Consider the following 23,977-nt stretch of genomic DNA (forward strand, 5'->3'; position numbering starts at 1 on the left):
GAAAGTTTCGCTGTACATACGATGTTTCTTTTTTGACATAAATTATTTGTTATTTATGTGGCAAAAAAGTGTCAACCTTTTTCAGTGTAAGACAGAATGAATTTTTTATCTGTCTCATCATTCAAAGAGACAGCCTCTAGTAAAATAGTGTATGCGATTATCTTGCCACAAAATTTGTTCTATTCGGACTACTCGTATCAGTAGTACAAACCCAAGCAACAGGATTTTTTTCTCATCAGGATCAGATGTTTCTTTTGTGCCAATATTATACCCAAGATCCCCTTTCTTCCAGCTTCCACGAGTTGGTCAAAAAGGGAAACTCTTAGATCAGAATAAGTCAACAACTTAAGGCTTTCAAAAGAACTTTAGTATATTTGTACGATTTTGTCGCCTCATAGAAGAATGGGGATGACACATTTACTCATTCAGTTAAAAAATGTCGGAACAATCCCTTAAAGAAAAAACAGCAAAAGGATTATTTTGGGGAGGTCTAAGTAATGGTCTTCAACAGGCTCTGGGGGCGTTGATTGGCATTGTATTACTGGTGTATCTCACTCCTGAAGATTATGGATTAGTCGCATTGCTTGCGATCTTTATGGCGGTAGCCAATACCATTCAGGAAAGTGGTTTTACGACAGCCTTAGTGAATCGAGTAGAGTTTAGAGATGAAGATTATAATGCTGTTTTTTGGTTTAATCTGTTAGTCGGCATCGGCTTGTATTTTATCCTTTTTTTTAGCGCACCCTTGATTGCTTCTTTTTTTAATCAACCTGAATTGACCGTGGTTGCCCGTATGTTGTTTTTGTCTATCACAATCGGCAGTTTGAGTATTGCACATCATGCTGTTTTATTTAAAAAAGTAATGGCTAAAGAACGTGCGAAAGCAGATATATTCTCTACGCTGTTAAGTGGGGTTATCGGTATTTTTTTAGCAATGAATGGATGGGGGTATTGGGCATTAGTTTTTCAAACACTCACTTACGCTTCAATGAAAACAATCCTTTATTGGTTCTTCTCACCCTGGAGACCCTCTTTGAATATAAATTTCAAACCGGTTAAAGAGATGTTTGGGTTTAGTGCCAAACTATTGGCATCGACAGTTTTAGCGCACGCCCAAAATAATATTTTCTCTGTTCTATTAGGGCGATTTGACACCACCACCCATGTCGGACATTATTCTCAAGGGATGAAATGGGCTGGCATGGGCACACAAGTCATCACCGGGATGGTCATTAGTGTGGCACAGCCTATTTTTGTCGAAGTTAAAAACGACATGACAAGACAGGCTCAGATTTTTCGAAAAATGCTGCGTTTTACGGCTTTTATATCTTTCCCTTTTCTTTTCGGAATAGCTTTTGTCGGGAGAGATTTCATGTTGCTTATCAACGAAGAATGGCTTCCATGTGTTCCTGTTTTACAAATGTATTGTATTTGGGGTGCATTTGCCGGCATACAGTATCTCTATATGCAATTGGCAATTAGTCATGGGAAATCCTTATTTTATTTTATCTATACAATCGCTTATGCTACTGTTCAAATAGGAAGCGCTCTGATAGCACTTCCCTATGGACTCTATTGGATGGCCTTCGCGGTAAATATTGTATCATTCATCTTTCTTTTTGTTTGGCACTTATATGTCAGAAAACTTATACCAATTCCTTTCTTTTCTGTCATAAAAGATATTATACCTTATTTCCTTACCACCATCTTTATTTTTCTGACAACATACCTGATAACAAAAAAGATAGAGATCACATGGCTTCGCTTTTTTTGTAAGATCATGTTATCTGTCATTGCCTATTGTTTTATTATGTGGAAAAGTAATTCTATTATATTTAAAGAGAGTTTAAGTTTAATATTAAAAAAACGTTCAAATGATTACTAAGTTATATCGCAAAATTACTCCTGTTGCTTTCAGAAAGTTTATTTACAGGTTGTTTTTAGGTAAAATTCTCCAAAGGACAAGGATGATAAAACAACATAAATTAGCAAAAGAGATTGTTGCATATTACAACTTACCTGAAAACAGAAACAACTATCCGCAAGAATATATTGAAGCTGCAAAATGGATTGAATTGCATGGATTCGCGATGTTTCCCTATGATTACACATCCGAATACAAACAAAGACAGCCACAAGTTTTTAACTGCCAGGAAAGTAAATTAAAATATATCCTCCATCAAGGAAAAAAATTATATTTCCCAAAAAACTTCTCCAACAAAGATTGTCAAAGATATTACAACGAGTTGACCATGGAACAAGATCCTCGCTCTCCTCATCAGTATAATTATTCCTGTTTCAAACAAGGAAATGAATGGATCATACTTGATGTCGGTACTGCTGAGGGTATTTTTGCCTTGAGCGTGATTGATTATGCCGAAAAGATTTATCTGTTTGAATGTGACGAACGATGGTTGGAAGCGCTTTCGATGACCTTCAAGCCCTTTCAAGATAAAATTGAAATTGTTCATAAATATGTTTCAGATACTGATACTGAATCTACAATTACGATCAATACCTTTTTATCGGATAAAACATTTCAAAAATGCTATCTAAAAATGGATATCGAAGGCGCTGAACTGCTGGCTTTAACTGGAGGGGACGCCTTTTTGAATGATTCAAAAAAAATGAATATATCAGTATGCGCCTATCATTTAGATGAAATAGGAGAGCAAATCAACGCCTATTTAACCGCACGAGGCTTCAACTGTGTATATACAAATGGGGTTATGACTTTTGGTACCGAAGCACCATATTTTAGAAAAGGGGTCATATATGCTCAGAACTTCAGTGAGAATGTTGATGCATAAATTAAAGTAAAGATCACAATATGGATGTCTCCATTATCTATGTAAACTACAAGACCTCGCGATTGATTATCGACAGCATAGAGAGTGTCAAAAAACATACTGATGGTATAACTTACGAAATCATTGTTGTCGACAATCATTCTCAGGATGATTCTTTCGTGGAGATCAGTCAAAGTCATCCGGATGTGATCTATATTTCATCACCGGAAAATCTCGGTTTTGGTCGTGCGAACAATCTGGGAATAGAGCGTGCTCAAGGGGAATGTCTCTTTTTCCTAAACCCTGATACATTGCTTCAGAATAATGCGATCCATTTGCTTTATGATTTCATAACCTCCAATGAAAAGGTTGGAGCATGTGGTGGTAATCTGGTAGATACGGAGATGCAACCCACCTCCTCTTTCGGACGATTATTCCCTTCTCTTTTTCAGGAGTTTATCTCTATCTTTAATCTGAGACCTGTTTTTCTAAAGCATACGAAAAGTACCTATTACAATTTCACCGGGAAAAAGCTGTCTGTAGCCTCTATTGTTGGGGCCGATTTAATGGTTCGAAAAGAGGTTCTGGCTGTTACCGGAGGATTTGATCCTGATTTTTTTATGAATTTTGAAGAAACAGAACTCTGTTACCGGATTAAAAAGGCGGGGTATGATATTGTTTCCGTACCAAACGCTCAAATCATCCATTTCGAAGGTAAGTCTTCTTATGTCAGTTCTTCCCGGAAACAGCTGTTCTACAATGGGAAATACATCTATTTCAAGAAAGTGTATGGCTCTGGCTCTTTGTTTTGGCTCTATTTTTTTGAACTTTTAAAGTGTTATTCCAGAAAGATCTTATTCTCTTTATTCATGAATAAAGAAAAAAGAGCGTACTGGACAGAACATTTTGTTATAAATAAGAATGCATTTTTGACTCAAAAATCATGAAAAAAAGATTTGTGTCCCTATTCCCCGGATCCGAAAACATGCACCTTTTGAAAGATGTAGGTATGATACCTTATGTCTTATATCGGGATTATGGGTATGATTCAACATTAGTCACTTTTGAGAATGGAGATTATCCGTCATTGGAGAAAGAGGTCAAGGGATTAAAACTAAGATTTATGGGTAAGAACCCTGGATATAAAATAGGGAAAGCCTCTTTTAAGGTCGTCTCTTTTCTTTGGAAAAATGCGAAACAGATCGATATCCTTAATTTATATCATACAACTAAAGAGACACTATTATACGGACTCATTTACAAACTCAGGCATCCTTCGGGTATTTTATATTTAAAACTGGATCTGAATATCGATCACTTTAAACAATGTCTGACTCCGTTAAAGAAATGTGGGTATCAATTTTTCTTTTCCCGCATAACCGATCTCATATCTTCCGAATTGGATGTGACGGAAGAATATCTTCAATCTGTGTTTACTGGTTTACATAAAAAGTGGCTCAAGATTCCCAATGGGATTGATGAACAATACATACAGGATTTACAAATAACCCGTAACAATTATACTGAAAAAGAAAATCTTATAATAACGGTAGGCCGAATAGGAAGCCCTGAGAAAAATCATCAATTATTATTAGAGGCTATTAAAAATATTCCCACAAATGAGCATTGGACTTTTGCGTTTATCGGACCTGTTGATGATCGCTTTTTACCGGTCGTTCAAGATTTTTTCAAACAATATCCCCACCTGAAAGAACGTGTTCTTTTTACAGGTGTCATCTATAACAGGCAAGAGTTATACAGCTGGTATAACCGAGCTAAAGTTTTTTGTTTAACCTCTTTATGGGAGAGTTTTGGCATTGTATTGATTGAAGCCCTCTATTGGGGCAATTACATCGTCTCGACCCCTGTCTCTTCCGTGAAGGAGATTACGCACAATGAGAGTGTTGGGAAAGTAGTCAACAACGAGAAAGAGTTGCAAACGGTGTTGGAAAAGATTATCTCCGGAGATATCGATTTACAACACTATCAAACTGCCATAGCCAAACAGGCCAGAAAGTATATCTGGAAAGATATACTGCAAAATCTTCATGAACGAATTCAATCTATTTTATGAAAAAGGTATTGATCATAGGACCCTCTTTTTTTTACTATAATCAGAGTATTGCACATGCTTTTGAAGCATTAGGATTTACGACTCAAATTGTTCCGTATGACGAACCTGTTCATCCTTTTTCTTGGAAAAATGCACTAATACATAAAATCTCCCGGAACAAAGAAAAAATAAAACAAAAAAGCCGTTTACACTTCAACGCGTCTATCCGAAAGATTTTCGATTCTTTCATGCCGGATCTGGTTTTTATCTATAACGGAGACATCTTAGAGCCTGAAACGATCACTTATTTTAAAGGTCGCGCCAAAGTAGCCATCTGGCTGTTAGATGCCCTATATCGTTATCAACGCAGTGCCGCTTTAGCGCCTTTTGTGGATGCTTATTTTTGTTTTGAACAGACCGATGTGGATATTTTAGAGCAAAAAGGAATTAAAGCGTATTTCCTGCCACAAGCGTGCGATACATCCATCTATCACCCACTACATATATCTAAAGATACTGATATTCTATTTGTTGGCACATTATACGGATATCCTAAACGGATCGAATATTTAAAAGCTATCGTCGATGCTTTTCCAACAAAACGAATAGAGGTTTATGGCACATATAAACCGATCTATAAAAACCCGATGAAATGGCTATTTAGAGAAAAAAGATCTATTTTCAAAAACAAAAATATATCCCCACAGGAAGTCAATTTACACTATAACAAAGCTAAAATTTGTATTAATATACACCATGAGCAATCAACTAACGGAGCAAACCCTAAGGTGTTTGAAATTGCAGGAGCAAAATGTTTTCAGTTGGTCGACTATAATCCGTATATAGAGTCTATCTTTTCACAAAAAGGGATTGTTATGTATCACAATAAAGAAGAACTTATCCGACAAATCGAACATTATCTTCATGCCGACACTTCGTTATACAGTGAACACTGTTATCAGGAAGTGATCAATAATCATACGTTTATAAATCGAATAAAAAAAGTATTGGAAATAATTGATTGATACTAATGAGTATACCCCAACAAGCCTTTCGTCAGATTTTTTCTAAACAAAATAAGTTTATTGCCTTTATACGGTTGAAGTTTTAAGGCATATCCCAGCCACAGAACCAGTGATGCTCCCCATTTTACACCTTCCATGATCACGCGTTTATAGAAGGAGCCTTTCGATAAGTTCAGCGTCCTGACCCGCTCACTCTTCCCCATCGCATAAGTCAGTTTATCAAAAAATTCATCCGTCAACTTATAAGCCGGAATGTGATGATATATTTTGGCTTCGGGAACATAGTAACATTTCTCACCACCTTCCATCAGACGCAAAAAGAAATCTTTATCTTCTGCTCCCATCAGAGAATCACCTTTCCGGCCTAAATTGGTTTTAAAATCCCCATATTTTTCAAATAAAGATTTACGGAAACAAGCATGCCCCGTCCCTGGATAATCTTTCGGAGAAAGTAATTTGATTTTATTTCCTTTGTTATATTCGCCTGTAATCAGACGCATTGTATAATGTGACAACCATTGGGGCTTTTCTGCTTCATAAACCGGGATAACCGGACCGGCAGAAATAGCGCCATCCGGATAAGTCTCAAAAAAATGATTTATCGCTTCCAGAAAATGAGGCTCGACTGTTTCATCATCGTCTATAAATACGATAATTTCTCCATGCGACTCATTAACCCCTCTATTACGAGCATACGAAATACCTTGATTGTATTCGATAAAATAACGTAGATTAAAACCGGGATTATCGGCTTTATAGGATTGGATTATTTTATCTGTATCATCAGGACTATTGTTATTTATCAGGATGACTTCATATTCACTCACCGGCCAGTTCTGCTTTTTCAGACTATCTAAGACCATTGGCAGGTATTTCCCCCGATTGTAAGTACAAATAACGACAGACAAATACATTCTCAATTCTTAAATGTTTGTTAATATATGGACAAAGGTATAAAAAAAACAGCGGATGAGTCTATCTTTGCATTCATTCACAATAATATAAAGAACTGAAAATGGGAAACAGGTTTAAAAAGATCGGGGGGTATGCAGCTATCATAGCACTCTTCGCAGTGTTGTCTATGGCTTATTTTGCTCCGGTCATATTAGACGGAAAAGTCTTACAGCAAAGTGACACTCAACACTTTGTAGGGACGGCTAAGGAACTATTAGATTATCATGATGATAAGTCGAATAAAGATATTATAGCCTGGCAAGGGAATATGTTTTCGGGAATGCCTTCCTATCAGGTGACGGTTGTAAATACGCCAACAAACTTTCTTTCCCTCATTGGGCAATTCCTCTCTTTTCTGAACTACAACGATATACGTATTGTTTTTCTCGGCTTAGTCTGTTTCTTTATCCTGATGCATGTATTGGGTGTCAATAAATGGTTGGCTATTGGTGGATCAATCGCTTTTGCTTTCGCTTCTTATAATATCATTATTCTTGTAGCGGGACATATCACCAAAGCCTATGTCATTGCTTATATGCCATTGACGCTGGCGGGGATGATACTTCTCTTCCGGTCTAAATACCTATGGGGCAGTATCCTTTTTATATTGGGAATAGCGCTATCTATTTATGAAAATCACTTGCAGATCACGTATTACCTTATGTTGCTTTGTATCTGTATATATATTGGATTCCTGATCTCAATGATCAAAGAAAAAAGGACTCTTGCTCTATTAAAGATCAGCGGTGTTATGGCGGCCTGTGTTATTCTGGCCGTATTGCCCAACATTGGAAATATCTCTGCCAATATGGAGATGAGCAAAACGTCTACCCGTGGTGCATCCGAACTAACAACAAGTGCTTTGGAAGGTGAAAAAACATCTTCCGGACTCGATATTAAGTATGCCTTTGACTGGAGCTATGGAAAAGGAGAATTATTGACAATCCTTATCCCGAATGTTTATGGAGGAGCATCCGGAACAATGCTGGATAGCGATTCCGAGTTTCACAAATCATTGCGTTCTAACGGATACCAAGTCGGCAAAGAAGTTCAGGCTCCGACTTATTGGGGAGATAAGCTATTTACTTCCGGACCGGTTTATTTTGGTGCAGTAGTCTGCTTTCTCTTTCTTTTAGGAATGTTTGTAATAAAAAATCCGATGAAATGGTCACTTTTTGCCGGAGCATTACTGTTGACTTTTCTGGCATTAGGCCGGAATATGGCTTGGTTTAATGAGTTTATGTTTTATCATCTTCCCTTATACAACAACTTCCGTACTCCCGAAACCGCATTGGTTATTCCTGGATTAGTATTCCCTATCATTGCTTTCTGGGGATTAAAAGAGATTATTGAAGAAAAAGTCGATCATGCTTTATTGACAAAAGGATTAATCTGCTCGGTTAGTATTACCGGGATTATCTGTTTAATCGTATGGTTATTCCCAAGTTTGTTTCTCAGTTTCCAATCGGCAAATTATGATACGAATTACATCTCACAACCCTGGTATCACGCATTAATCGAAGATCGGCAGTCCTTGGCATCAGCAGATGCATTCCGCTCACTGCTCTTTATTCTTTTAAGTGCCGGATTACTCGTTTTGTTCTTAAAAGCAAAAGAGAAGAAAAAAATGGCCTTGTTGGTTTGTGCAGGGGTTGGCATCCTCACTTTAGCCGACTTATGGCAAATCGACAAACGTTATCTCAGCGAAAAGGACTTTACCCATAAAAAGACAGAAGAGAGTTTTATCCCTTCTACTGCCGACAATATCATCCTACAGGATAAAGATCCTTCCTACCGGGTACTCGATTTGAATAATCCGTTTCAAAATTCCAACACCTCTTATTTCCACCATTCCATCGGCGGATATCATGCCGCCAAATTGGGAAGATATCAAGAATTGATTGAACATCGTTTATCCAAAGAGTTGAATACTGTCATCGGAAGACTTCAACAAGCCCAATCCTTTGACGATATTTATGCTGTATTTGCGAATACATCGTCATTGAATATGTTGAATACACGCTACATTATTTATAATCCGGAACAAGCCCCGATCCGAAATCCTTATGCGTTTGGCAATGCCTGGTTTGTTTCTAAATACGAACTTGTAGAAAATGCTGATGCGGAAATTGAAGCACTTAATCGTATTCATCCGAGAGAAGTGGCTGTTGTTGATAAACGGTTTGCCGATCAATTAAACGGATTTAATCCTATTGCAGACGCTACAGCTTCTATTCAATTGGACAGCTACCAGCCTCATCGCATGACTTATACTTCTAAAACAACATCCGAACAATTGGCCGTTTTTTCTGAAATCTATTATCAGCCAGGCTGGAAAGTATCTATTGACGGTCAACCCGTAGAGCATTTCCGTGCAGATTATGTTTTACGTGCCATGCGCATACCAGCCGGAGAGCATCAAATTGTATTTGAGTTTAAACCTGATCGATACATCACTGCGTCGTATGTCAGTTCATACAGTTCTTTGCTGATTCTGTTGTTGTTGCTTTGTGGAATCGGGTATTCTATTTGGGAAGGGATTAAGAAGGGAAAAATTGATTTACACTAATTTTTTAGGGATTTAAAGGCTTTAAGAGCCTTAAGGACTTTAAGGACTTTAAGGACTTAAAAAAAGAAACAAAATCAAAAACCAATCAAGTGATCCATCACTAAAAGATCATTTGATTGGTTTTTTATATTCTATAATTTTACGGCATAATCGGTTATCGCTTTGGCGAAAGCATCCCAGGATAGTAATTTTTTCTCCCGTTCAAAATTGGCTTTATACAACGAAAAGTCATTCGTGTAAAAACGGGCTATTGTCTCTGCTATAGCGTCAGGCGTAATCTCAGGTATCATTAAACCGACGCCTTGTTCAACGATACTCTCACTCAAACCGCCCGTATTTGTAGCAATCAAAGGAATCTCAAAATGATAAGCGATCGACGTTATTCCGCTTTGAGTAGCCGTTCTATAAGGCAATACACAAACATCTGCGGCAGAAAAAAATAGCGGGACTTCATCATCATTGATATATCGATTAAAAACGTGGATCTGATCCGGGCGTTTAGATCGACTGATCTGTTCGGTATATTTCTCAAAAGAACCATAACTTTCACCGGCAATAAGTAGTTGATACGTATCATCTAAACGATCAAAAGCGTCAATCAACAAATCCAGTCCTTTATAATCTCTGATTAATCCAAAGAAAAGAAGTGTTCTTTTCTCCGGATCAAGACCCAATTTTTGCCGAGCTTCCTTTGCTTCCAACTTATCTCCGAAATGGTTATACAACGGATGAGGCTGGAGTATTGAAGAGGCTTTCGGATGAAGGGACAGTAAATCGTTCCGCACCGAATCACTCATCGCCACAAAACCGCTGTTCTGCTTCAAAAACCATGTTGTCAGCGGTTTATCAAAAAAACGTTGCTCGTGAGGAATAACATTATCCAATATCGTAATGACTTTGCACCCCCGTTTCTTTAACTTGCCAGCGACAGCACCCAGCGACGGAGCCAGGTAAGACATCCAGTATTTCATGATCAAAAGATCCGGTGTTTCTTTGGCTATGATATTCGCAGCTGCCGAATAGGAAAACGGATTAGCCGTATCCAACACCGGAATACTATCTATCGGAAGCGCATGATCCTCTTCCGTGACATATTGTGTTTTCCCCGGAAAGAGAAAATCAGGATATTGTCTTTTAAACGTATACGGAATGACTTGATGCTCCTTTTGCAAGGCTTCACATAAATTCGCATTAAACTGGGCTATTCCACCCCGAAAAGGATAGAATGTGGACAACATGGCTATTTTCATACGGATCAATTCGTGTTTAATTCTGCAGCAAAGGTAAATAAATCCGGGTATCGGGCATAAATAAGGGGCGGAGTATTTATTTCCGGAATGGCCTTGTTTCCGATCAAGACTGCTTTTATCCCTAAACGATTGGCAAATTGCATATCAGAAAGGCTATCTCCCGCCATCCAACTCTCACTGAAATCAATATTGGGAAAATCATGTTTCGCCCGAAGCCCCATGCCCGGATTAGGCTTCCTGTCGGGAGCCTCATCATTCAAAGCCGTAGAGACATAAATCCGATCGATCCGCCCACCATATTTATGTATTTCGCAAAGCATAAATTCATGAATCTGACACAGTGCCTGATCGGTCATGATCCCCTTGCCTACCCCGCGTTGGTTGGTCACAACAATAATATATTCAAATAAAAAAGAGCAACGCTTGATCGCTTCAAGAGCGCCTTCTACAAAAACAAACTCGTCAACAGTTTTTACGTAATCACCGGGCAAATGCACATTAATCACACCATCCCGATCCAGAAAAAGCGTATTATAACGTTTTGTATCTTCCATTGGCAAAATCCGTTTGCGCCTGTTCATAATCTTCAGGAATTCCTATATCAATAAAATAACCGTCAGTAACAAAACCGGCTAATCCATGACCAGCTACTCTCTTTTCAAAATAATCTTTTTCAAGGGAGAATTTTTCCGGATAATCATTCAGTTCTTCGCTATTCAGTAGGTAGGTACCACCATTAATCAAACCCGATCGGCAATACCTCTTTTCCCGGAAAGCAATAATCTCCGACCGGTCATTCATTTCCACCACCCCATAACGGTCAAAATCGGTCATTGTCCTTAATGCCAGTGTGGCATCTGCTTGTTTTTCCCGATGAAAACGTAACATTCGAACATAATCAACTGCCAGAAAAGTATCCCCATTCAGTATAAAGACATGAGATTGAGTGGCTGCAGTCAAGGCCAATTTAACCGCCCCTCCGGTACCCAGAGGATGATCTTCAACAACTGTTGAGATCTGCATATCGAAAGGATTCAACCGAAGCCATGCCTCAATGACTTCCGATTTGTACCCTAAAGACAAAATTATATGTTTAAATCCTGCTTCCTGCAATACATTCAAGAGGTAAGACAAAAAAGGTTGTCCGGCAACGGAAGCCATACATTTAGGGACATCAGAAACAACGCTCTGTAAACGCGTTCCCATTCCACCAGCAAGGATAATACCTTCCATACGCTATATTAGCTAAAAAATATTCGCTTCCACCATTTCACAGAGAATATGGCCGATAGTAATATGAGCCTCCTGAATACGCGGTGTATCTGTCGAAGGAATATTCAACAACACATCGGAAACACCCTTCATCTTTCCTCCGCTTTCACCGGTGAAACCAATCGTTTGGATATTTTTTTCCCGGCAGACCTCAAAGGCTTTCAAGATATTGGATGAGTTTCCGGAAGTAGACAATCCCACTAACACATCTCCTTCATGAGCGATACCGCAAATCAGACGGGCATAAATAATATCAAATGAGTAATCATTGGAGACAGCCGTCAGATAAGAGGTGTTACAATGCAACGCTTCGGCTGGCAAAACCGCTCTATCGAGATAAAATTTCCCGGAAAACTCAGCCGCAAGGTGTTGGGCATCTGCAGCGCTTCCTCCATTTCCACAAAAATAGACTTTTCCGCCCTTTCGAAAACAATCCGTAATTACTGCAACAGCTTGTTCAACCTGTTGCAACAAATGTTCGTCGGCTAAAATACGGTCAATCGTCTGTTGATGTTCTGTTAATCGTTGTTTTATTTTTCCTTTACTGTCCATGTTGTCAAACCTTTTTTACAAAATTCAAAAGGAAGAACCTTTCCTACACCCATTGTATCTAATGCTCTAACGACCTGGTAACGGCTATTCCCCGGACAATAAAAAAACATAAATCCGCCCCCTCCGGCACCGGAGATCTTCCCTCCTAACGCCCCATTTTGGATCGCCGTATCATAAATCTGATCAATAAATTCGTTCGAGATATGCCGAGCCATTTTCTTTTTATTGATCCAACTGATATTTAAAGCTTCACCTAAGCCATACAACTCTTCGCGCAATAAGCTATTCTTCATCCGAAACGCTTCTTCTTTCACTTTATGCATCGCTTCAAGCGATTCGTTGTTTTTCTTTTTTACGTTTTCCATCTGCTCTTCAATGATATGTGAAGAGGCACGTCGTTGATTGGTATAATAAAGCACCGTATTAAATGCCCATTCCTGCAGAATATCATTGCCTATCCGCAAAGGATTGACAATCACTTTATCATCTTCCAAAAACTCCATAAAATTAACCCCGCCGAAAGTCGCCGAATACTGATCTTGTTTACCTCCGGCCATCTGCAGGTCAAAACGCTCTATTTCATAGGCATAATGAGCGATATCATATTTTCCTAAGGGCAACTTCAACCATTCGGTAAAAGCGCCGAGTATGGCGACCACTAATGTAGAAGAAGTCCCTAACCCCGAACCAGACGGTACATCCATACTCGTCGTCAATTCCAGGGATAATGGCTGCCCTTGATTAAAATGTGATACGATCGAATTATAGATCCCTCGCTGCAACACCAACGGACCTTCCAAAGGCAACTGCGAAACAGCATCAAACTCTTCTACAATCTGCTCACCTATTTCAACAAATCGGATTTTCCCGTTTTCCAACGGCTTGATTGTTGCATGCGCAAAAAGATTAACCGTCACATTCAGGATTGCCCCTCCATAAAGATTGGAGTATGGAGACACATCAGTACCTCCACCTGCGATCCCTAAACGAAAAGGAGCTTTACTCCGATACAATGCCTTCATATAATGATTAATGTTTAATGATTAATATTTAATGATTGATGCGTCTTTCCAATTAATCATTAATCATTCATAATTAATAATTAACAATTAATAGCGGTAATGTTCGGCTTTATAAGGGCCTTCTACCGCCACACCAATATAATCGGCCTGTTCTTGCGTGAGTTGTGTCAGTTTCACACCAATACGCTCCAAATGCAAACGAGCCACCTCTTCATCTAACCGTTTCGGCAGACGATACACTCCGACTTCATACGCCATTTGCCATAGATCGATCTGTGCCAGGACCTGATTTGTAAACGAATTACTCATCACAAAAGAGGGATGACCTGTTGCACATCCCAGATTCACCAAACGCCCTTCTGCTAATAAAAAGATGGCATTTCCGGTTGGGAATATATATTTATCGACTTGTGGCTTAATATTGATATGTTTAATATTCGGATAATTAACCAGTTTCTCTACCTGGATTTCATTGTCAAAATGTCCGATGTTACATACAATCGCCTGATCTTTCATCTGCGCCATATGTGCGATGGTGATAATATCTTTATTACCGGTTGTCGTCACAAAGATATTTCCTTCTTTGACCGCCTCTTCCATAGTAGTCACCTCAAAACCTTCCATGGCTGCCTGTAGTGCACATATCGGATCTATCTCAGTCACTAAAACACGTGCCCCATACGAACGCATCGAATGCGCACACCCTTTACCGACATCGCCATAACCGGCCACTACAACCACTTTTCCAGCGATCATCACATCCGTTGCCCGTTTTATACCATCCGCTAAAGATTCACGACATCCATAAAGGTTATCAAATTTCGATTTAGTCACCGAGTCATTGACATTGATTGCCGGAACCAACAACTCGCCTCTTTCCATCATTTGATACAACCGGTGTACGCCGGTAGTTGTTTCTTCCGAAATACCTTTCATCTCTGTTATAGTACGATGCCAACGACCATTATCCTCCGCCAGAATCCGCTTTAACGTATCCAGAATAACCTGCTCTTCATGATTACCTCCTTTGCGGTTGATCGTTTCGGCATCATTCTCTGCCATATACCCCATATGCACTAACAAGGAAGCATCACCCCCATCATCCACGATCAGATTAGGGCCTTTACCGCCCGGGAAACGAAGTGCCATATCGGTACACCACCAATAATCTTCTAATGTTTCACCTTTCCAGGCAAACACCGGAACACCTGTTGCTGCAATCGCGGCAGCCGCATGATCTTGTGTAGAGAAAATATTACAACTGGCCCAGCGCACATCTGCACCCAGTTCAACCAATGTTTCGATCAACACAGCAGTCTGGATAGTCATATGTAACGAGCCCATGATCCGCGCTCCTATCAATGGTTTCTGTCCTGCATATTTCTGACGGATAGCCATCAAACCGGGCATCTCATGTTCTGCAATCTCAATTTCCTTACGTCCAAAATCAGCCAAGCCGATATCAGCAATCTTATACAACAGATCTGTTGAATATAATGGTTTCATATCTTTGATTTATAAAATTTAAACGACAAAGGTACAAATATATTTTAAGGGAGAAGCTATAATCAACAGATGAAGCGATATCATGAATCATCCGAACACATTGAAGATATGGTCTTATCTTTTTCTACATTTTCGCCGTTAAAAATTTCATTCGACAATTGTGAAACGATCGTTTGACAATTGTGTAATGATCGTTTGATAGTTATAGAATGATCGTTCTACAATTGTCAAACGAATTTTTATCGCAAAAATTTGCAGAAAGAGATGCCGATCATGAAACAAAACGATTCACATAAAAAAGACAGGAGTAAGGTTTATTTATAAACACTTCACTCCTGTCAGAAATAGATAGCTAATCTACGGTCAAACCTACGCAACCTTAGCCTTAAAAAAGAAAAACAGAGTTTTTTTCTATCTTATTTTATTCGAATACCATAAAACGATTTAGTGGTGGTTACAAACAGGGTATTTTTCTCTTTACCCCCTATCGCCACAGAAATCGGACGTTCTTCCAGCGTGATTCTCCGGATTTCTTTTCCGTTCTTATCATAAACATAAATATGTCCGTCGGCAAGATATAGATTTCCGTCCTGGTCGACCGTACTGCTATACTGACCTTGCGGATGGGCTTCCTGCATATTGGTGAGTCGCCCTTCCGGTGTCACGTTCAGTTTAACGGTGCTTTTATTACTCTCTTTCGCAACAAAGAAAGGCTGAGATTGCCCTGGTGTCACGAAAGACAATGCCGCAGAACGGGATAAGTCATACGTTTCCGGTATAATCGTTACTCCGTCGGGAGCCACAAAACTCTGTTCGGGCATGCCGACTACGACCTGATCAAAGTCTCCGCGCCACCGGCTGGAAGGGTAAACGACGCGTTTGGCGCCATTGAGCACCTGCGCTGTCGGTTTACGGGGTAACGGTTTCATCGTTTCGTCCGGGTTTTCCGGGTCTATGGAATAGCCCCATGCTGCCCAACCGCTGTTTCCCCAACCGCTATACATCGGATTATCGTCGGGCAGACGCAGTACGGTTTCCTGTACGCCATTGATCAGGTAGCCCGGCTGAGGGTCGTACCGGAAAATAACCAGTAGATTGTCTTTCGTATCTGTCGCTAATGTGAACGGTTTCCAGGGATAATCGGCCAACAGTGATAATGTCTGGCTTTCGGCCGACCATTTATAGACTTTCTTCAGGCGGTTTTCTGCAAAATAAACATTTCCTTTACTGTCGGAGGTTGCTCCTGTGGCAAAATCGAAGTTCTCTGCCAGTTTATTGACCTGCCATAAATTGTTGTTTATCTGCCGCTGGCTTTTTTCTTTTCCGCTGACATTCAAACGTGCAAAATCCCATTCATAAATGGGTAATTTCTTGTTTACATCATACACAGGTATCTCGATCACAGGGAGAATCTGTGTATAGTTGTGCATATTACGGAACTCGATATTTTCGCTGTTCCAGAGCCGGATTCCAAATTCCTGAGGGGTGAAAGCGCGGATGACACGATAGATCCATACATTGACAAACAATAGGTCTTTGCAGTTGGAGACTTCCATCATCTTACAATCCTTTCCTTCACGTCCTTCTTCTTCAAACTGGAATGCGTACATTTTCCAGTTGGATACGTTTTCGAAACGTGCTTCATTACGGACATGATGCTCGAGCGACATGGCATAAATACGTCCCGGAGTAGCGGTATGGCTTACGTAAAGTCCGCTGGAGGCATATGTACTGGCAGTCCATATATCCTTGATTGTACCGCCTCCGCCATTGGTAATCCAAAGGCTCCAGTATTGGTTATCCCAGGCGAGATCGAGACCCTGAGCAGCAATCGGATTGGTTGGCGAACTAATACGTGGTGTCCGGTTTTGTCCCCCCTGGCGTGATGTTTCTTGCCCCGGTGTGGGTTTGCGCATTGTCCCGTGTCCTCCGACATATTTAACGTCGTTCATCAATGACTGTTCCCCGGCCATCCACTTACAGCCTACTGCCCGGTAATTGTATCCTCCGGTATTCATCCCGATACCATTCAGGATATCATCTCCTCCAACGGAAGATTCAAGGATAGGTTTTGGGGCACCGAAGCCACTAAATGCAGGCTCGCTCTCTTTCAATATGAACTGGGTTCCAAACGGATGTAATCCGATCAGGCGGGTATCTGGCTTCATTTTTATGGTCTCGGTAATACGATACCAACCCTGAGGCACATAAATATTTGTATGGTTGGCGATGGCTTCCTGAATGATTTTGGTATCATCTGTTTCGCCGTCTCCTTTGGCTCCCAGGTCACGCAGATTTACCCATGTTTCCATTGCAGGTAAAGCCGGAACATCATTCGCCGGACGAGCCGGGAATTGGGCCAGAGGGACAATGTCGCTGATCGTTTTGTAATCAGAAGGGGTGTTCATATCGTTCATGACCAGCCCGTAGGTGTAATCTTTCACCTGATACATCCGATCTTTCATCGTTACGGTCTTTCCGCTTTGGAGGTATTGTATGAGTGTCGGAACATTTTTACAATAGAGGTTCATCAGGTTGAGTTGTGAGAAGGAATTGTTTTCGATACTTACAATAATCCCTGCTTTTGAGACGTTTTCAAAATAGGAGTTTTCGATATGGAGCCGGTCGACTCTGCCTTCCTGCATCTCTAACGCCACAGGCACATTTTTTACGTACATGTTGACAATGGCAAAACCGACTTCGCGGGTACGGATTGCTGCTTTACGCTGTCCTTCAAAATAGGTATCTACCATCATCATCGGCCATCCGGGAGAGGTTCTGCCGGAGTCGATACCGTAATCTCCACCGTAGATTTTTATATTCTCGATCTCATTCCCCACATCATAAATACCAGCTTTCCCTTCTCCGGCCTGGATAATACAATGGCTGATGAAGCTGTGTTGGGCAAAGTGCGAACGGATAGCAACAGCCTGAGGGTTTCCTTTTTCTATCCGCATGTCGATATTCGACAAGGCGCTATAGAAGGTTCCTGCTCCGGCATCACGGGGTGTTTGTCCTTCTTCTACAAGGCCACCGGTAAACCAGATCATATAGTTCTGTTCCTGCTGGTAGCCCGGCGTATTCCGTCCGAGGATGATCTCAGGACGTTTTTTCCCATAACCAATAAGCCGGATCGCATTAGGAACATGGATTGTTTTACTGATCAGATATTTCCCTTCGGGGATAAAAAGAATACCAAAGCTTTTCTCTTTTTTAACCTGGTTGATCGCTGCTTGAAGGGCGTCGGTCACATCGGTTTTCCCGTCTGCCTTAATACCGTAGTTTTCAGCAGTAAAATAATATGCTTCGGGATCGTCGGGCCGTTGGGTATAAACGGAACCGTCATTGGCATACAAATTGGAGAAACTGCAAATGGCAAGCAATATGCAGCATAGTTTTTTTGTTGTTTTACTGAGTTTCATATGTATATCGTATTAATTGTAGTAAATGGCATCAGATAAAAAATCTCTTTCCTTATATAAAGTTGCACATCAATGATAACCATATGGCTGAAGGAAGTACCCATATTTCTTTCCAGTTATGGCAGTTTTCTGCGGGCCAATAAGGTAGGTCGCGGTTGAAATGGGTTTGCACGCCTACCGGCAGACCTCCGGTAAGATTGCCGCTCATTACGGAATATTGTCCGGCATATCTGTAACCTTCGCCATACATCAGGCTTTGAGCAAATGGATTTTTCCCCAAATGCCACTCTAACTGATGGTATACAATGTTTAAGAGTTCTTTATCTTGTAATAGATTGGCAATATCGGCCAGCCCTTTTGCCTGTGTTAAGATGGTTCCGCTGTTTCCTCTGAATTCTCCCCAGACAGGGAACCGTTTTATGTAGTACCGGTCATTTAAGCGGATACCTTCCCGTATTTGTTCGGTTTCTTCTTCATTACGGGCTTTCGTAAGATCGTAAACGCCTGCCGGTATCATATAATAGGGGGCATTATGTGCTGTGATCTCTTTATAGTAGCCGGCATATAGCTTCAATGCTTCACGCCATGCGTTGGCCTGGTCAGGGAATTGCCGGGCTATTTTTACAAGTCCGGTAACGACATTGTGTTCAAATCCTCTATGCGGATAATGAAGGATAGCCTCTTTATCTGAGTTACGGTAGAAGAATCCTTTTAGTGCAACATCCGTATCCAGATCATTCTGTTGCTGGCAGCTTACGATATAATCGGCATATTTAACGGCTGCTGTTTTATATTTTTCATCGGCTGTTGCTTCATAGAGAACCATTGCGGCATTTAAACCTGCTCCGGCCAGATCTACAAGCATCTTGGGCTGATCGGCTTTTGCGGCGAAATCAAAATCTTCTATCGCACATTTCAGCGCATAGTCTGAGAAGAAAGGGTCTTTAGCTTTAAACAGGATCGCTGCATTTGCTTCGGTTACTGCTGCCATGAAATTGGATTGAGGACTATTGGATGCATTGCTTTGGTAGTCATCACTGTTTCCTATAATATCGTCTGTCCACATATCTTTTGTCGACCATGTGGCGCGGTATCCATCACCAAAACGGGTTTTCATAAGCCATGCTGTTCCCCAACGGGCTTCGTCCAATAAGCGTTCATATAAGACGGGATCTGTTTTTTCCAGCTTACGCGCCAATTCCATCATGGCAGTGGCTGACTCACTTGTATTACCCAGTCCTTGAGAGACATCTCCGGCGTCATGCCATCCGCCATGTATATTTACCGATAAGTCACCATGGTGACAAAGCCAATCCAGATGACAGGCGTCATGGATTCCTTCGATCAGATAGCCACAGCGTTGGGTATAGAAATGGTTGATTGTCTTGATGATAGTGTTCCGGTATACGGTTGAAAAGTTATTTATGACAAAGGGCTTGGTCTGTAGGTTTCCGGCTTTTAAGGTGTAGGTGCCGGGGGTATTGAATGCTGAAAAGTCTAATACGTTAAACGTACCTATACCGGTAGAACCGGCTTTTACTTCTCCTTCGAATGCTACGGAGTTGTCGCTTGTATTAATGAGGGAGAAGGTTTTTACTGAAGGGTCGGGTGTTAGCGCTGTTTTTGGTAGGTTTGCTGCATACCCGGAGTGATTATATGCTATTTGGTTTGGCTGAACATCCCAGCCTTCAAAATGGTCGGCGTCTACTTTTTCGAGATAGACTTCATCGACGTAATATTTAATCTCTTCAGCGGCTCCAGGCTCATTGCCTTGCAAACGGTATTGAATCACGAATCCGGTGACTTTCTCACGGCCTAAATGGGCTATTTCCCAATAGACTTTATTCCATTTCTGGTTCTCAAGCACCTGGAAGTTATGCCCGTTTTTAACACCCGGCACTTTGTCTTCGCCATCATTAAAGAATATCGTGTTAATTGATACGACTTTGAATCCCGGCAGATCAGGATATATCCAGAATGAGATCCGGTTCCAATCGGTCCAGTCTTCGTTGTTTACTTTAAAGAATGCCCCTGAGACTCCCCAAGGCCTTCCTCCCGGAGGATTAGACGGACCTTTTGTTGGCGAGGTTATCATAACAGAGGCATTTCCTTTGTGTCTTTTCTCTGTTGATAAGGATATTGCGCCGTATGCTCCCGAATGTTCCCAGGAAGTGATAGCTTCGGCATCGGATAGTAATTTGGTGTCTAACACCTTTTTCTGTGACCACTCGTATTCAAGTGTATTCTCGTAGGGCGCCACAATCGGCATTACCGGAAGATCCGTTTTTATTTCCTTCTGCTGTTTTTGCACACAGGAAGTAACAGCTAATAATACAGCCAGGCTGAAGATTGAGAGTAAGTGTGTTTTCATACGCTATAGTTCTTTTAAGATCAATATTTTATCCTTTTTTTCAGCGAAAAGAAGTGTTTCACCGGGCAAAACAGCCGTTTTGCCCAAGTGAAACACTATAATGATTAAGGGCAAATGTAATGAAGGATTCAATAAAGGATCCTGCCATTTAGATATTTCTTCTTATTTTATCTTTACATTGAAAAGTTTTGTTCGTCCGGTGATAAACAACGTATTCCCATCTTTCCCGCCAAACTGGATAGTAGACGGACGTTCGGGCACCTCGATGATTCCCTTTTCATTTCCTTCCTTGTCGAAAATAAGGATATTCCCATCTGCCACATACAAGTTGCCTTCTTTGTCGACAGCTGATCCGAATTCACCCCATTCTACGAAATAACTCATATTCGATAATGTTCCGTCAGCGGCAACATCCATTTTTACCATCCGGCGGTCATAGTCGTCCGACGCATAGAATGTTTTCCCCGGGAACGCTTCCAATGCAGAAGAGGAACGGGCAAAGTCGTATTGATCGGCAATGATTGTCTTGCCATCGGGAGCTACAAAACATAATTCGGGTCTGGAAACGACCACGGTGTTAAAGTCGTGGAAGTCGCGCCATCTGTTAGACGGATAAAGCGCTTTCGTTATATTCGAAACAGATCCCATTTTTACTTTTGGCAACACCGTAAATGTCTCCTCCGGACGTTCCGGGTTAACCGAATAAACACGTGTTTCATATACATTATTTCCATATCCGGCAAACGAGGTTCCTTTTGTATCCGGATACGCATAAACGGCTTCCTGCTTGCCATTGACCATATAACCCGGCTGAGAACGATAGCGACAAATAACCAACAAATTATCTTGTGTATCACAACCCAGCGACATCGGTGCATACGGAAAATCAGCGACCAAAGAAAGTGTATTTGTTTCAACCGACCATTTGTACACGCGGCGCAAACGTTCTTCCGAGAAATAAATATTCCCTTTACTGTCACGGGCAATCCCTTCAGCAAATTCAAAACCGGAAGCTAATTCATTCACTTGCCCTACATGGTTATTGACCGTTCTACGATTTGATTCGTTACCTGTTACCATCAGTTTCTGTAACTCCCAGGGACGTACCTCGATATTCTTATTTATATCATACACCGGTATATCAGTGGTATACTTAATCTGCGAGTAGTTATGCAGGTTGGCGAACTCTATATTTTTGCAATTCCAAACACGCACGGAGTTATGATACGGCTCGTTTACACGGATCACGCGGAACATATACAGATTAGCAAAAATCATATCCTGACAATTCTCCAGTTCCACCGGCTGACAGTCCGTACTTTCACGGCTCTCTTCTTCGAGTTGGAAACAATAGACTTTCCAATTGGATACGTTTTTGAAACGTGCTTCGTTCCGAACATGATGCTCCAGCGACATGGCATAGATACGTCCCGGCGTACTGGTATTATTCACATACAAACCATTGGTAGCATAGGTCGAAGCAGTCCACACATCTTTAATGGTTCCTCCTCCGTTGTTGGTTACCCAGAAACTCCAGTATTGATTATCCCATGCCTGATCCATACCCGCATTTGTCACTGGATTCTCCGGTGAACTGATACGCGGTTCCTGCCGGCGATACCCTTGTGTTTCCTGACCGGGTACCGGTTTGCGTAAACCTCCATGACCTCCCACAAATTTGATGTCATTCACATACGAACCAACACCTGCCATCCATTTCACGCCTACGGCACGATAGTTATAACCACCGGTATTGATACCAATACCATTCAGGATGTTGTTACCTCCTTCGGAAGATTCCAACATTGCCACAGGAGCACCGAATCCGCTAAATGCCGGTGTACTCTCAGCCAGTCTGAACTGTGTTCCAAACGGATGTAATCCGATCAGCTTGGTGTTCGGTTTCATCTTTACTGTTTTTGAAAAACGATACCAGCCTTGCGGTACATAGATATTATCATATTTGTCAATCGCATCCTGGAAAGCTTGTGCATCATCCGTCTGATCATCGCCTTTCGCTCCCAGGTCACGGATATTTACCCAAGTCTCCATAGCCGGAAGAGCCGGAATGTCACGGACTAATACAGCCGGCATTTTGGCAATCGGTTCAATATCCGTAACGGTACGGTATTGTGCACGTGCCAGCATATTATCCATCTGCAGTCCGTGTGAGTAATCCTTTATATGATATGTTTTATGCGCCACCTTCGTATCGGTATTACTGCGTACATATTTTGCCAATACCGGTGCGTTCTGGCAATAGATGTTCCGGAACGTGATCTGATTGTTGCTGTTATTCTCATTACTGATCACCACGACAGCCTCTTTTATATTTTCAAAACGACTGTTCTCCACAAATAGGCGATCGGCATAATTGGGATCGATATCAAACACAATCGGAGAATTCTTTACCTGAAGATTGACGATTGCCAACCCAGACTCCTGACAACGAAGTGCTGCTACACGTTGTCCTTCAAAATAGCCATCCACAAACATGACCTGCCAGCCCGGAGAGGCTTTTGTCGTGTAGATCCCATAATCGCCACCGAAAAACGCCATATTCTCCATCTCATTTCCGACTTCAAATAATCCGGCTTTTCCTTTTCCGGCATAAATGGCCATATGACTGACAAAACTATGTTGGGCATAATGTGTACGTAAGCCTACCGCATGCGGATTACCATCCTCTATCCGAAGATTAATGTTTGACATGGCACTATAAAAGGTACTGGCTCCTGCATCACGAACAGGCTGTCCCTCTACGACCATCCCTCCTGTAAACCAGAAGACATATTTGGCTTTTCCTTTGTCTGTCGGAATCTCCTCCTGAAAACCGGGAGAGTTCTTGGCCAGAATAAATTCAGGACGATTCTTACCGTACCCGATTAAACGAACGGCCGTAGGCACATAAATTGTTTTGCTCACTAAGTATTTCCCTTCGGGGATAAACAATATACCAAAGTTTCTTTCACGTTTCACCTGATTGATCGCTTCCTGAAGTATATCGGAAACATCCATTTTCCCGTCGGCCTTAATATTGTAATTCTCCGGAGTAAAATAGAATGCTTCGGGGTCGTCCGGACGTTGAGTATACATAGACTTCAGATCTACGGCGGCAAGCTGAAACGCGATGATCAATCCCACCAACACACAAAAAACTTTTTTTACTTTATTCATTGTTCTATTAATTAG

The 23,977-nt window shown here is 41.1% G+C and carries 16 protein-coding genes; 6 read left to right on the forward strand and 10 right to left on the reverse strand.

Features of this window, described 5'->3' with window-relative positions:
• Positions 1–436: 436 nt before the first annotated feature.
• Genes M2135_RS12625 through M2135_RS12645 form a run of 5 tightly spaced genes read left to right on the forward strand, consistent with a single transcriptional unit; the run spans position 437 to position 5,867 of the window.
• Positions 437–1,885 carry a lipopolysaccharide biosynthesis protein gene (locus tag M2135_RS12625; RefSeq protein WP_280748876.1) on the forward strand — a complete coding sequence of 483 codons (1,449 nt, stop codon included), beginning with the start codon at positions 437–439 and terminating at the stop codon, positions 1,883–1,885.
• The gene (locus tag M2135_RS12630; protein ID WP_280748877.1) at positions 1,875–2,810 is read left to right on the forward strand and encodes an FkbM family methyltransferase; all 936 of its coding nucleotides are present in this window, start codon (positions 1,875–1,877) and stop codon (positions 2,808–2,810) included. The genes M2135_RS12625 and M2135_RS12630 overlap by 11 nt, the downstream gene beginning before the upstream one ends.
• 20 nt (positions 2,811–2,830) lie before the next feature.
• Complete coding sequence (locus M2135_RS12635; protein WP_280748878.1) at positions 2,831–3,736, forward strand: glycosyltransferase family 2 protein; 906 nt, start codon at positions 2,831–2,833, stop codon at positions 3,734–3,736.
• On the forward strand, positions 3,733–4,863 hold the full coding sequence (locus tag M2135_RS12640) for a glycosyltransferase family 4 protein (protein WP_280748879.1): 1,131 nt from the start codon (positions 3,733–3,735) through the stop codon (positions 4,861–4,863). Before M2135_RS12635 ends, M2135_RS12640 begins: the two co-directional genes overlap by 4 nt.
• On the forward strand, positions 4,860–5,867 hold the full coding sequence (locus M2135_RS12645) for a glycosyltransferase (protein ID WP_280748880.1): 1,008 nt from the start codon (positions 4,860–4,862) through the stop codon (positions 5,865–5,867). The genes M2135_RS12640 and M2135_RS12645 overlap by 4 nt, the downstream gene beginning before the upstream one ends.
• Before the next feature lie 2 nt (positions 5,868–5,869).
• On the opposite strand, the gene M2135_RS12650 is transcribed toward M2135_RS12645, so the two are convergent.
• The gene (locus M2135_RS12650; RefSeq protein WP_280748912.1) at positions 5,870–6,781 is read right to left on the reverse strand and encodes a glycosyltransferase family A protein; all 912 of its coding nucleotides are present in this window, start codon (positions 6,779–6,781) and stop codon (positions 5,870–5,872) included.
• 101 nt (positions 6,782–6,882) lie between these two features.
• On the opposite strand from M2135_RS12650, the gene M2135_RS12655 reads away from it, so the two are divergent.
• Positions 6,883–9,390 carry a YfhO family protein gene (locus tag M2135_RS12655; protein WP_280748881.1) on the forward strand — a complete coding sequence of 836 codons (2,508 nt, stop codon included), beginning with the start codon at positions 6,883–6,885 and terminating at the stop codon, positions 9,388–9,390.
• A gap of 131 nt (positions 9,391–9,521) precedes the next feature.
• Here M2135_RS12655 and M2135_RS12660 read toward each other — a convergent pair whose 3' ends face one another.
• From M2135_RS12660 to M2135_RS12700, 9 genes are all read right to left on the reverse strand, one after another.
• Positions 9,522–10,640: a glycosyltransferase gene (locus M2135_RS12660; protein ID WP_280748882.1), complete on the reverse strand. Its 1,119-nt coding sequence runs from the start codon at positions 10,638–10,640 to the stop codon at positions 9,522–9,524.
• A 5-nt stretch (positions 10,641–10,645) separates the two neighbouring features.
• On the reverse strand, positions 10,646–11,194 hold the full coding sequence (locus M2135_RS12665; RefSeq protein WP_280748883.1) for an HAD-IIIA family hydrolase: 549 nt from the start codon (positions 11,192–11,194) through the stop codon (positions 10,646–10,648).
• Positions 11,172–11,873 carry a nucleotidyltransferase family protein gene (locus tag M2135_RS12670; protein WP_280748884.1) on the reverse strand — a complete coding sequence of 234 codons (702 nt, stop codon included), beginning with the start codon at positions 11,871–11,873 and terminating at the stop codon, positions 11,172–11,174. The genes M2135_RS12665 and M2135_RS12670 overlap by 23 nt, the downstream gene beginning before the upstream one ends.
• 12 nt (positions 11,874–11,885) lie before the next feature.
• Positions 11,886–12,464, reverse strand: a complete 579-nt coding sequence (locus tag M2135_RS12675) for a D-sedoheptulose 7-phosphate isomerase (RefSeq protein WP_280748885.1) — start codon at positions 12,462–12,464, stop codon at positions 11,886–11,888.
• Entirely contained in the window at positions 12,443–13,486 is a 1,044-nt protein-coding gene (locus M2135_RS12680; RefSeq protein WP_280748886.1) for a dehydrogenase, read from the reverse strand. Before M2135_RS12680 ends, M2135_RS12675 begins: the two co-directional genes overlap by 22 nt.
• A gap of 87 nt (positions 13,487–13,573) precedes the next feature.
• A complete protein-coding gene (gene ahcY / locus M2135_RS12685; RefSeq protein ID WP_280748887.1) occupies positions 13,574–14,992 on the reverse strand; it encodes an adenosylhomocysteinase in 1,419 nt (472 codons plus the stop codon).
• Positions 14,993–15,408: 416 nt separating this feature from the next.
• Positions 15,409–18,414, reverse strand: coding sequence for a glycosyl hydrolase family 28-related protein (locus M2135_RS12690; RefSeq protein WP_280748888.1), 3,006 nt, complete (start codon positions 18,412–18,414; stop codon positions 15,409–15,411).
• Between the two features lie 52 nt (positions 18,415–18,466).
• Positions 18,467–20,785, reverse strand: coding sequence for a glycoside hydrolase family 9 protein (locus M2135_RS12695; RefSeq protein WP_280748889.1), 2,319 nt, complete (start codon positions 20,783–20,785; stop codon positions 18,467–18,469).
• 162 nt (positions 20,786–20,947) lie between these two features.
• Positions 20,948–23,962 carry a glycosyl hydrolase family 28-related protein gene (locus M2135_RS12700; protein WP_280748890.1) on the reverse strand — a complete coding sequence of 1,005 codons (3,015 nt, stop codon included), beginning with the start codon at positions 23,960–23,962 and terminating at the stop codon, positions 20,948–20,950.
• Positions 23,963–23,977: the final 15 nt, after the last annotated feature.

Source organism: Parabacteroides sp. PF5-9 (assembly GCF_029893105.1).
Classification (GTDB): domain Bacteria; phylum Bacteroidota; class Bacteroidia; order Bacteroidales; family Tannerellaceae; genus JARXWG01.